Source organism: Adhaeribacter swui, from assembly GCF_014217805.1.
Classification (GTDB): Bacteria; Bacteroidota; Bacteroidia; order Cytophagales; family Hymenobacteraceae; genus Adhaeribacter; species Adhaeribacter swui.
In genome coordinates, this window is the sequence record NZ_CP055156.1 from 1,486,261 (window position 1) to 1,497,673 (window position 11,413).

The following is an 11,413-nucleotide window of genomic DNA, read 5'->3' on the forward strand; positions in this document are numbered from 1 at the left end:
AAAATGGTTAAATATAAATTTAGAAATTTTAAAAATTTTTAAATCACAAACTATATTAAGAGATAAAAATCACTTAATATGAGGCATATTATTGGTTAATTAAGAATTTAAAGAAGCCAACAAATTTTAATATTTAAAAAATTTAAAATTTTGCTACTGGTACCAAGTCGTTATAAGCGCTGGTAAGTATTACATTGTTAATTACCGGGGATAACAATCATACAAAAATTAGCAGTAATTACCAAGCAATTAAATAATGAAAAATTAATATTTTTTCTGCAAACGTTACCGAAAACGTTTGCAAATGCAACATAATAAAAACAATCTTACCTCGTAGAACAGCCGACTAATCTTTTATTAAAATAGGCAAAGCTGAAGTTAAAAGAAAGGCTAATACTTTATTTGAAGATCAACAGATCCTTCTGAATCGAGGCTTTGGATTACGTAACCGCCAATAATAATACTGGCCTGGGGTTTATTGGTAAAGCAATTGCCCGCTAAATCCAGCAAGATGGAATCAGGGCACGAAGTGACCGTATGTGCCGCCGGTTTTACAGGACGTACGTTGCGGAGGGTTAGAATTTTGGTAGATCCCGGAATTTTTAAACAATAAACTTTTGCCATTTAGTATTACTATTGCGCTTTCAGTAATTACAGCAAGTCCTTATTTAACTAATCACTACCTACAATACTATTTATTTTCCTCTTTTAATTAAAAGAAAATTCTGCGTCGTTGGTAACATTCTTTATTACCTAATCGGACAAGTAAGCGCGCAGGAATGAAGCGGCAAATTTTAAAAATAAATAATTTTTAATCAACTGTTAATAAGCAAATTAATGTAAATAATTTATTTTAAATTCTGTTAGTAATTGGCAGAAACAATCCGCAAAGTTTCGCAAATAAAACCAATCTGTAACATTGATTTTTTTTTAAAAATCCTGGCGGGTGGGGGTAATTTCTTTTAAAATACGTTCTGCTACTATTTGCAACGACAACACGGTAAAGCATAAAGTTAACGTAGGAAAAACAACCAACCACCAGGCATCCGAATTCTGCAGTATGCCTTTAATTATTTTGCCCCAACTTGCTTCCTCAAGGGGTATCCCAATTCCTAAATAAGATAAAGTGGCTTCCAGGCTAATTAAACTGCCGAGCCCAAATGCCACTGCCACAATTACCGGCGGCAAGGCATTGGGCAAAGCCTGCTTTAAAAGTATACGTACATCAGACATACCCGCTACCCGGGCCGCCTCGATGTAAGGCAACTCTTTTATTTGCAACAATTCTGCGCGCACTAAACGGGCAATACCGGTCCAGTAAGTAAAGGCTGCTAAAAATATAACGTTAATTAAGGAAGGCTGCACAAAAGCTACCAGGCACATCACTAATAATAAACGAGGAATAGCCCCCACTACCTCAATTAGCCGGAGCACAACATGATCTATGGGCAACGTTATTTGTTTCTTAAAACCGAAATTTTTAAAAAATTTAGCTAATAGCCAGCCCAAAACACCTAAACTAAACAGTGTAAGTAAAGCGATGCCTGATTCAAGTAATACTTTAGAAGAACCAACCTTAAAAGCATTTAACCAATGTACCTGCCGGATATAGATAATATAATAAAGCCCAACAAGCAACAGAATTACGTTTATCACCAAATTAACTACCAGCACCCGCAAACCCGAATTGCCCCAAAAACCTGCTAAGCACCCCAGCCCTACCCCAATAATAGTAGCCAATACCATTGCCGGCACACTCACGATTAAGGCTGTACGGGCGCCGTAAATTAAATTAGCCAACACATCTTGCCCTGTTCCATCGGTGCCCAGCCAATAAATACTGGAGTTATTACTACCCAAACCAGACGAAAAAATAAATGGCGGTTGACTAATCGGGCCCGGGTTTAAGTTTTCGTAAGGGTGCTGCACCATACCGGTAAATGGCAACATAAAAGCAACTATTAAAAATAACAGCAAATAACCGCCCGCCAGCCGCTCAGTCCACCGCCACTTGCCTGCTTTTTTTCGTCTGGAGTTATCTGCTATTACATTCATGCTGGTACTTTAATGCGCGGATCGGCCAGGTAATACAAAATATCGGCTAAAACATGCGCTAAAATTTTAATTAAGCCCAGATAAAGTACAATACCAATTAATACCGGAAAATCGCGCGCCAGAATGGTGTGGTACAATAACCTGCCCATACCCGGAATAGCAAAAATATTCTCGATAATTACCGCTCCGGTTATAATTACGGGTAAAAATCCGGTAAATAATGTAATAAGGGTTAGCAAGGCATTTCGCCACACGTGGCGTCGTAAAACCAGTTGCTCCGGTAGGCCTTTCGCTTTGGCCACCAATACAAACTCACGGGACAATAATTGCTGAATAGCCTGGTAAGTTTGGCCCGTAACGTAAGGTAAACCCGACAAGGTTAAACTAATTACCGGCAAAGCCAGATAAGGCAATTGGTACACCCAGGTTAAATAAGCCGGCACGCCCGGTACAGAATCCGGAGCAGAACCAAAAGCCGGGAAAATATTGAAATAGCTGTTGCTGGCAAACAAAGTAATTAAGATTAAAGCCACAATAAACAACGGCACGCTATCGAGGGCATATAACAGACTAAGTATTGTTTGCTTCCATTTGGCGCGACGGGCATTACTTAACCAAATACTCAGCTCCGAAGCCAGAATAAAAATTAACCCTAAACTCAAAACAGTAATTACAAATGTATTCGCAAATGCCTCGGCAATTACCTCATTCACAGGATCTTGGTTAAGGCAGGAAGTTCCTAAATTACCCTGAATAAAGTTGGTAAACCAAATATGGTATTCATTTGTAAAACCATACCAGGTAACCGCCGGCATTAATACATTTAAAATTTGCTTTTTTTTAAAAATTGCCTGGCATTGCTGCTGTGCCAACGTTACTTTTTCACGGTAACTTACTGGGTACGACCGCGTGCTTACCTGATTTTTAATCCGGAGCAGAGCTTGTTCCAACTGGGTTTTATCGGCTAACGCAAAAATTAATTCTAATTGATAACGTAACTGTTGCTTTTCACTGAGAGTAAGATTGGGTAGCTGCGCTGCACTTTTCTGTAAGTTTATTATTGTTTGATAAAAAGCCTGCACTGCCGCTCTATTGCCCGAGAGCAATATTAAATTTTTAAAAAATTGCTGATGCTGTTCGGGTTGCATCCGGTACAACGTATCGGGCACGGCCCTGGAATGCACCGAAAAGTAAAAAAGGGGGATTACGGGTTTGTTGCCGGATTGGCCGGTGGTTATTTTAGTGCTGTTAATAGTCTGGCCAAATTCGCCGAGTTGCCAATCGAGGCAGGTACCCGGTACGGCTTTACTTAAGAAAAAAACAAGTGAGCAAATTAGCCAAAGGGTAAAAATTAGCCATACCAAACGTTTTAGTACGTACCGTACCATAGGCTAATTACTTTTTAACTTAAAAGAACTTATATCGTAGCCGGGCTTGGCCGCCGAAATTTTAAGATTGGTAAACCGTTTATGAATAGCAATGCGTTCGGTGTTGAAGTACAAAAAAAGCATATTGCTTTCGTCGTACATTACTTTTTGGAATTTACGCAATAAAGCAATGCGGTGCTGCTGATTGGTTGTTTCGCTAATTTCTTCGATTAACCGATCGCTTTGGGCAGTACCAAAACCGGTAAAATTTCCTTCGTCTGGGTCAGCGTTCTCGGTGTGCAGAATGGGCCGAAAATTAAAAATTCCCGGATTTCCGGATAAGTATCGAACAGTAACTTCAAAATCGTGCGCTTTTAGCCGTTTATTAAGCACATTGGCCTCTACGGGGTGCACATTTACTGGTATTTTTAATTTAGCTGCCGCCTGCCGGAAAATAAAAGAAACATTTTCGAACTCGGTATTACCGGCCCTATAATCAAAATTAATCGTGAGGGGCACTACCTGGCCATTTATTTGCTTTTGCCAGCCGGTCGCTGTTTCCAGCCAGCCGGCGGCTTTCAGCAGCCGTTTTGCCTCTGCTAAATTTAACGTATACGGCGAAATGCTATCGTTATAATAAATTTTATCGGCGGGGTTTACAATACCAACCGTGGGCACGGCAAAGCTTCCCAGCGCTACCCGGATCATTTGCGGAATGTCCAGCAAATGCCCGATGGCTTGACGCGTTCTTCTATCGGCAAACTTCTGGTTGCGGCCATTAATGCCGATGTAAGTAAAATCGTAAGTATTGGGGGTAAAAAGCGCGTAGTTTTTCTGAAAACCCGCATTTTTCTGCAATTGCACAAAGCTATTGGCGGGGATGCCGGCATACACATCCAGCTGCTCGTTATTTAAAGCCAGCAACGCCGTGGTATTTTCGGGAATAATCTGGAAATTTATTTGAGTGGGTTCGGCGGTAATGTAAGAAATAGCGGGCGTAAGCCGGGCAGCCCACCAATTTTGCTTTTTCTTTACTTTTACGTATTGTCCAGTTTTCCAGTCGCTTAGCTCGTAGCCGCCACTCCCTTTTAAAAAAGTTTTGTTATTGGTAAACCGCGCACTGTTAAACCAATTGGCAAAAGCTTTTATTTGGGGGTGGTTTGCCAGCGAATCGTACTGGCTTTCCAGTTCCGGAATAGTAAACGCGGTTAATAATTGCTGCGGGTCAACAATGTGGGCCGGCAGAATGGCAAAATCGCCGGTTTCCCAGCTCATGTTAGGCGCATACTTACGGCACTCAATGGTAAACTTTTTAGGATCGGCAGCATCTACCCGAATATCGTGCACATACTCTAAAACCGCCCGCAAATTATCGTTGCGTACCAGTGGCGCTTTAATTACTTTTAACGTAAACGCTACATCCTGGGCCGTAATGGGCTGGTTATCGTCCCAAACGGCTTCCTCCCGCAAGCGGTACGTTATAAACGATTTATCTTCGGCCTGTACTACGGTAGGCAGTTGCTCGGCCAACAATGGTTTTAATTGCTGGTCCTGCAAATCAATCGTTAACAACGATTGATACAACAAAGCCACTATTTGAGCCGTGTTAGCCGTAGTAAAAGAAATAGGATTTAAAGATTCCGGATCGGCGGCAACCCGCACCACTACCTCTTCTTTGTTACCTGCAGGCCGGCAACCTTGTATAAATATGTGCAGCAGCAGAAAGAAGAAAAGTAATCTTACCCTCATTATAGATTGCTATTAACTTAAGCGAAGTTTAACAAAACTAAAATAAGTTAACAACAAATCTAATACTCTGCCCAAAATATAACAACGCGTTTGCTTCGATACTAACCGGCAAACGTAGCTAAAATACTGATTTATTAGTTTCTATCGTCCCAGCCAGAAGTACCAATGCTAGTAGTAGAAGTGGGTGCCGCAGCTGATGTTCTAACAGTAGTGGTAGTGGAAGTAGTGGCTGTAGTAGTTTTAACAGGAGCAGAACCACTGGTTAAAACAGTTACTTGGATAAGTGTGGCTACGAGTAATTCTAACATGATTTTATGGCTTTAAATTGTTTTCTGTTTGGTTATTTTGTTGAAACAAAGTTGGCACATAAAATAGGACTTAGAAAGGAAAAAGTGCCATTAAAGGTAACCATTAAAATTCCAAGGAGCCATAGTAATAAACACATATAATTATCTATATATCTTTGATTAAATTAAACAGAGCGCGGTTGCTATTCAAAGATATTGCTAATATTTTTACTTATAGTAACAAATAGATAAAAATACATATTACAAATATCTTAATAACTATTTAACTTGGAAAGGAAAATTTGTTGCGAAAAGTAACACCGTTTTTTTTAACTGTATTAATCATTTCCAATTAAAGATTTCCTCTTATATCCAACTTTAAGCCGTTTTTTGCATGAATGACCTGCGCGAATTAGTTAAAATAGTAACAACCAGAGGGCAAAAAAATTTCCCGCTGTTAGAGTTAAAAACTAAAAACCCGAATAAGGAAGTAGATCTATTTCACTTAATCCGCACAGGCCAATGCGAAAGCGACCACCAGGCGGCGGCTTTAATGTACAAGACCCTACCCAACGACCCGCGCATTAAAATGCTGAAATCCAGGTTGCGTAAAAAGTTATTGAATCATTTGTTCTTTCTTGATTTCACGGATCAAAGCCTTAAGATTTCGCACCGCTACGAACAAAAAAGCCTTGCTTTACTATTTCAGGCGCGCACTTTAATGAATGAGGGGGAAAGTACGATTTCGGCAAGTTTACTACGTACAGCCCTGGCATTGGCCGAAGAAGCCGAGTTTACGCAGATTATCATAGACTGCTACCAACTGCTCCTGGAAAACTACTCCCTGAGTAGTTCTTCTACCAACTTTTATAAAACCAAAAGCACTTTAGCCAAGTACCGGGCGCTGGCCGCTCTAGAGCAAGAAGCCGCCGATTTATATTATACTTCGCGTTTAGAATTAAATAAATCGGTAGTCGCCAAAAACAAATATTTAGAAAAATTAAAAAATGTAGTTCAAAAGCTGGAAGCGCTTTGGACAAAAACCAACTCGGCCAACATTTTTGATTTTTATTATAAGCTAAGCATTTCGCTGCACGAGCTCACCGGCAACTTTGACGAAATTTTAAAAACCACCGCTAACATTGAAAAGCTTTTACAAAAAGGTAAAATCAACAAAAAACGTTTTGACGAACGTTACAATAAGTTTATTAATGTGTATGCCTATTTGCGGGTAAAAGAATACGAAAAAGGCTTGGTAGCGGCGGCCTCGTACGTTCAGGTTTTTAACCGGTCTACGAACAATTGGTTTGCTTTTATGGAAAACTACTTTTTACTAGCCATGCACGCCGGGAAATACGACCAAGCAGCTAAATTGTACGGCGAGGTAATGCGTAATACCTCGTACAAAAAAATATCGCGTACGGCTCAGGAACGCTGGTCGTTATACGGCACCTATCTGTACTTTGTAAACCCTTCGGACGAGTTTATTAAACAATCTAATTACCGGAAGCTCATGGGTTCGGTGCCGGAGCACAGCAAAGATAAGCAAGGCTTTAATGTAGCTATTTTAATTTTGCAGTTTATGTACTTTGTGCGGTCGCAGGATACGGATGCTTTAAATTACCGGATTGATTCGCTTAAGAAATACGCCGATCGCCACTTAAAACACCAGCTTAGCAAGCGCAATCTTTTATTTTTTAAATTATTGGTATTGCTGGTAAAAGAAAACCTAGATTATGATCAGGCTAAAAAGAAAGGCGAGCCGCTACTACACCGGTTAAAAAATACCCCCGTGCCCGGCGATGCTTACGCCGAAATAGAAATTATGCCCTACGAGCACCTTTGGACTTTAATTTTAAAAATGTTGAAAGATCAATAATTGAACAGGCCGTGTAATTTGCTATCTTAATTATTGTTCACCACCCGGTTGCCGGCATTTACCAAGGCATCCATTTTGGGTTTACCAATTACTTTATAGGGTCCGTGGCCTTTTAAAATGGCAACATATAAGTTTTTATCCGTAAGCACTTTAATGGCTTCTTTCACATCTGGGTCTGTCCGGAACGAAGCTTCGAGGCGGCCTTTTTGAAAATAATACCGCGATACAATTTCGCTTTCCAGCACTTCTTTAATTTCGTTCTGGCAGCGGCTTAAATCGTCTTTTTTATTCTGGGCCAGTTTGCTTTTTAAAGCACTGTATTCTTCTTTAATGTCGTCGAAGTATTTTTCTTTTTCAGCAATGGCTTTTAGCTCTTCCAGGTTCTTTTCGCTCTTCGTGGTATAATCGTATTTTTTATCCGCTAAATATTTAATAAAATCCTGGTAGTCGGCATTACTTAAATTAAAGTTTCGGGCATCCGGAATAGTGGCATGGGTAGCCCGGTAACGCGTAGCGTAATCAAAATGCAATGATTTACTAATAATACTGTACGCAATATTATGGTAATTTTTTTCTTTGGTAATTAAGTCGGGGTAAATACCGCTGCCATCGTAAACCGAGCGGCCGTTAGCTGTTTTGTACTCTGCCATCAGTGAATCCGATATCCGCCGGACACTGCCATCCAGATTGCGATGCGTGTAATCGAGGGCTTGAATACAGCGTCCGCTGGGTGTATAATATTTGGCTACGGTAACTTTTAATAAAGAATTATAAGGCAGGTTAATGGTTTGCTGCACTAATCCTTTGCCAAAGGTACGGTTACCAATAATGGTACCCCGGTCTAAATCCTGAATAGCGCCCGCCACAATCTCCGACGCCGAAGCCGAACCCCGGTCCACCAGAACAACCAGCGGAATAAGCGGGTCTACTGCGGGCTGGGTCGCTTTATACACCACGTCTTTATCTTTTATTTTGGCTTTTTGGGTAACAATCTTCTTTCCTTTTTCTACGAACAGGTTTACAATATCTACGGATTCCTGCACAATGCCGCCGCCGTTACCGCGTAAATCCAACACCAGGGCATTTATATGGTGTTGTTGTTTTAAGTCGAGCAATGATTGTTTTACCTCTTGGGCCGAATTTTCTAAAAACTTATCGAGTTTAATGTAACCGATGTGGTCCTGCAGAATACCCGCGTAGGAAACATTTTTAAAATTTATGATTTCCCGGAGTACGGTTTTCTCTAACACTTGCTTTTCGCCGAGCCGTTTAATGGTAAGTTTAACCGGGGTGTTTTTCTGACCTTTTAGTAAGTCGCTTACGTTGCTGCTGTTTCGCCCACTCACCGAGATGTTGTTAATGGCAATAATTTCATCCCCCGCCCGGATATCGGCCCGTTGTGCCGAAAAGCCATCGAAAGGCTCCGAAACAATAATTTTATCTTTTCGGGTGAACAAAGAAATTCCAATGCCGGCGTATTGCTTACTTACATAATTCATTTTAAAATCTTCCATGTCCGACTCCGGAATGTATTCGGTGTAGGGATCCAGGGAAGAAAGCATGGCGTTGATGCCTTCGCGAACCAGGCTAGCGGGGTTTACCTCGTCTACGTAATTGCTGTTTAGCTGCCGGTAAATGGTCGCGAAAGTATCGAGGTTTTTAGCGATTTCGAAGTAGCGATCGGTAAAACCAAAAGATGCCCCTACAACCAACAGCAACAAACAACCATAAAAAGCCTTTTGGTACAAAGACGATGCATATTTTTTCATAACCCCAATACACGCCGAAGCATTAAATCAATAGCTTTGGTACTAAACAAAACAAACTAAACTTTATCTCGCCGAAATTACAGCAATATAGGTTCAAATACATTTGAAAGTGTTTGTTTTACCATTATTTAATCGTTAAAGCATTTATTTATAAAGACACCTTTCCGGCTCTTTTATACTCTTGTTGCGGCATATTTTTTTAAAAATTTACCGGAACCAGTGCAAAAGGCTTCGATAATGCGATTCTGTGCGCAATTAAATTAATACCAAAAAAGAACAATTTTAATGATATGTAGCGCAGATTACACCTAATTAGCTAACTCTTCCAGCTTATAACCCACCCCGTGAATAGTAGCAATTTTTAAAGTAGAATCTGGCCGCAAATACTTTCGAAGTTTCGAGATAAACACATCCATGCTCCGGGCTACAAAATAACCGTTGTCTTCCCATACGGCTTTTAAAATAACCTCCCGTTTAACAATGGTATTTAATTGTTGCCCCAACATCCGGAGCACATCGGCTTCTTTTTGGGTAAGTTGCAGTTTTTGTCCTTGCACCCACAACAATAAATTAGGATAATCGAGATGGCTTTTGCCGAAATACAATAAAGCGTTGTTTACGGGTTTACTTACTGCCGCTCCGGTTGTGCGTTTAAGAATCGCTTTTAAGCGTAGGTTTAATTCTTCCAGTCGGAAAGGTTTTGTCAGGTAATCATCAGCGCCTAATTGTAAACCATAAATCCGGTCTTCGGGCTGCGCTTTGGCCGTTAAAAAAAGAAAGGGAATATGCTCGTTTAATTTCCGGATTTCCTGCGCCAGCGTAAAACCGTCTAACAGCGGCAACATGACATCCAGAATACACAAATTAAAAGTTTGTTGCTGAAAAGCTTGTAACCCGCTAAAGCCATCGCGACATAGGTGCACTTTGTACCCTTGTTGTTCCAGGTTATCTTGCACCAGAAAACTTAGATTTTCGTCGTCCTCCACGAGTAGTAAACGCATCATTTTTAAAAATTTAGCATTTCTGCTACTACGCCCGAAACGGCAAATACAACTCAAAGCAACTGCCCTGGTTTTCCTGGCTGTTTACCCAAATAGAACCTTGGTGGGCATGAATAATGGTTTTAACGTAACTCAACCCTAAGCCAAAACCCCGCACATTATGCACATTACCCGTCGACACCCGGTAAAAAGTATCGAAAATATAAGATTGTACTTCTTTGCGGATACCTAAACCTTTATCGGCGATAGAAATTAAAATGCCTTTCTGGTAATTCCGGGTTGAAATTTGAATTTCCGGAGATTGGGGCGAATACTTTTCGGCATTATCGAGGATGTTGTACAAGGCATTAGTTAAATGCATGCTATCGGCTTGGATGGTGAACTGGGAAGCTTGCAGGTGGCAGGAAACTTTACCGGCGCGTTTTTGTAACCGCAAGCTAAGCCGTTGTAAACTATCCTGCAGCAATTGGTGCACATTGGTTTGGGTTTTGGTAAGCGCCATTTCTTTTTTTTCCAGTTCGGCCATTTGCAATACGCGTTCTACCTGTTCTTTCAAACGCTCGTTCTCCTGAAAAATAATTTCGTGGTAACGTTGGGTTTTGGCGGAGGGTAAATTAGCTCCCGAATTTTTAAGTACTTCGCTGGCAATGGCAATATTGGTAATAGGGGTTTGGAGTTCGTGCGTCATGTTATTAATAAAGTCGGCTTTTAACTCCGATAAGCGCTTTTCTTGCAGAATAGAATACAAGGTGTATCCAAAAAAAACGATTACCACTAATAACACGATGGTGGACAAAATCCAGAACTGCATTTCGTTAAAGATGTGGGTATTTTTATCAGGAAAAACTACCACAAAGTTGTAATGCCCCGGCGGCGTGGTGGTAGTTAAATCAGCTTGATTTTCTAATAAATTTTGTTTTTTAAACGTGGCAGGCACGTAATTCCCAAACATCAGGGTATCATCTTCGGCGTTTAAAATGCCGTATTCGTACGGGATAGTAAGATGCCGGCGGCTAAATTCGTATTTTAACAAAGTATCCAGTTCCTGAGCTTTTACCGGGGCGTTTACTTCCGCGAGAAAAGAGCTGGAAGCGAGCTGCTTGATGGGTTTAGGTGTTGCTGTTAAATCTGCTTTTTCCAGTAAGTGCTGTACCGTATTGCTTAAAGCCACCTGCACCGAGAAGTTGAATTCTTTTTCTTCAGCCTTAAAAGCTTTGTTCAACCAAAAAAGCTGTACCGTTACTAATCCGCCCAGCGAAAAGGTAGCCAGTACAATTATCATTCTGATTTTCTTGCGGTTCATGGC

Annotated in this window: 9 protein-coding genes; 1 reads left to right on the top strand and 8 read right to left on the bottom strand. The window is 40.7% G+C overall.

Going from position 1 to position 11,413, the window contains the following annotated elements:
- Positions 1–390: 390 nt before the first annotated feature.
- The 5 genes from HUW51_RS06980 to HUW51_RS07000 all read right to left on the bottom strand — a co-directional run bounded on the left by HUW51_RS06980 (position 391) and on the right by HUW51_RS07000 (position 5,479).
- A complete protein-coding gene (locus tag HUW51_RS06980; RefSeq protein ID WP_185273262.1) occupies positions 391–624 on the bottom strand; it encodes a hypothetical protein in 234 nt (77 codons plus the stop codon).
- Positions 625–930: 306 nt separating this feature from the next.
- The gene (locus HUW51_RS06985) at positions 931–2,055 is read right to left on the bottom strand and encodes an ABC transporter permease (RefSeq protein WP_185273263.1); all 1,125 of its coding nucleotides are present in this window, start codon (positions 2,053–2,055) and stop codon (positions 931–933) included.
- A complete protein-coding gene (locus HUW51_RS06990; protein ID WP_185273264.1) occupies positions 2,052–3,443 on the bottom strand; it encodes an ABC transporter permease in 1,392 nt (463 codons plus the stop codon). Before HUW51_RS06990 ends, HUW51_RS06985 begins: the two co-directional genes overlap by 4 nt.
- Positions 3,444–3,446: 3 nt before the next feature.
- The gene (locus HUW51_RS06995) at positions 3,447–5,171 is read right to left on the bottom strand and encodes an ABC transporter substrate-binding protein (RefSeq protein WP_185273265.1); all 1,725 of its coding nucleotides are present in this window, start codon (positions 5,169–5,171) and stop codon (positions 3,447–3,449) included.
- Positions 5,172–5,305: 134 nt separating this feature from the next.
- Entirely contained in the window at positions 5,306–5,479 is a 174-nt protein-coding gene (locus HUW51_RS07000; RefSeq protein ID WP_185273266.1) for a hypothetical protein, read from the bottom strand.
- Between the two features lie 373 nt (positions 5,480–5,852).
- On the opposite strand from HUW51_RS07000, the gene HUW51_RS07005 reads away from it, so the two are divergent.
- Positions 5,853–7,337 carry a hypothetical protein gene (locus HUW51_RS07005; RefSeq protein ID WP_185273267.1) on the top strand — a complete coding sequence of 495 codons (1,485 nt, stop codon included), beginning with the start codon at positions 5,853–5,855 and terminating at the stop codon, positions 7,335–7,337.
- A gap of 26 nt (positions 7,338–7,363) precedes the next feature.
- On the opposite strand, the gene HUW51_RS07010 is transcribed toward HUW51_RS07005, so the two are convergent.
- The 3 genes from HUW51_RS07010 to HUW51_RS07020 all read right to left on the bottom strand — a co-directional run bounded on the left by HUW51_RS07010 (position 7,364) and on the right by HUW51_RS07020 (position 11,389).
- Positions 7,364–9,106 carry a S41 family peptidase gene (locus HUW51_RS07010; RefSeq protein ID WP_185273268.1) on the bottom strand — a complete coding sequence of 581 codons (1,743 nt, stop codon included), beginning with the start codon at positions 9,104–9,106 and terminating at the stop codon, positions 7,364–7,366.
- 308 nt (positions 9,107–9,414) lie between these two features.
- On the bottom strand, positions 9,415–10,110 hold the full coding sequence (locus HUW51_RS07015; RefSeq protein WP_185273269.1) for a response regulator transcription factor: 696 nt from the start codon (positions 10,108–10,110) through the stop codon (positions 9,415–9,417).
- A gap of 25 nt (positions 10,111–10,135) precedes the next feature.
- A complete protein-coding gene (locus HUW51_RS07020; protein ID WP_185273270.1) occupies positions 10,136–11,389 on the bottom strand; it encodes a sensor histidine kinase in 1,254 nt (417 codons plus the stop codon).
- Positions 11,390–11,413 lie beyond the last annotated feature (24 nt).

Bases quoted from the DNA above. Each gene is read 5' to 3' on its own strand.
- HUW51_RS06980 (WP_185273262.1), bottom strand. From the start codon at position 624: ATGGCAAAAGTTTATTGTTTAAAAATTCCGGGATCTACCAAAATTCTA.
- HUW51_RS07000 (WP_185273266.1), bottom strand. From the start codon at position 5,479: ATGTTAGAATTACTCGTAGCCACACTTATCCAAGTAACTGTTTTAACC.
- HUW51_RS06995 (WP_185273265.1), bottom strand. From the start codon at position 5,171: ATGAGGGTAAGATTACTTTTCTTCTTTCTGCTGCTGCACATATTTATA.
- HUW51_RS07005 (WP_185273267.1), top strand. From the start codon at position 5,853: ATGAATGACCTGCGCGAATTAGTTAAAATAGTAACAACCAGAGGGCAA.
- HUW51_RS07020 (WP_185273270.1), bottom strand. From the start codon at position 11,389: ATGATAATTGTACTGGCTACCTTTTCGCTGGGCGGATTAGTAACGGTA.
- HUW51_RS07010 (WP_185273268.1), bottom strand. From the start codon at position 9,106: ATGAAAAAATATGCATCGTCTTTGTACCAAAAGGCTTTTTATGGTTGT.
- HUW51_RS06990 (WP_185273264.1), bottom strand. From the start codon at position 3,443: ATGGTACGGTACGTACTAAAACGTTTGGTATGGCTAATTTTTACCCTT.
- HUW51_RS07015 (WP_185273269.1), bottom strand. From the start codon at position 10,110: ATGATGCGTTTACTACTCGTGGAGGACGACGAAAATCTAAGTTTTCTG.
- HUW51_RS06985 (WP_185273263.1), bottom strand. From the start codon at position 2,055: ATGAATGTAATAGCAGATAACTCCAGACGAAAAAAAGCAGGCAAGTGG.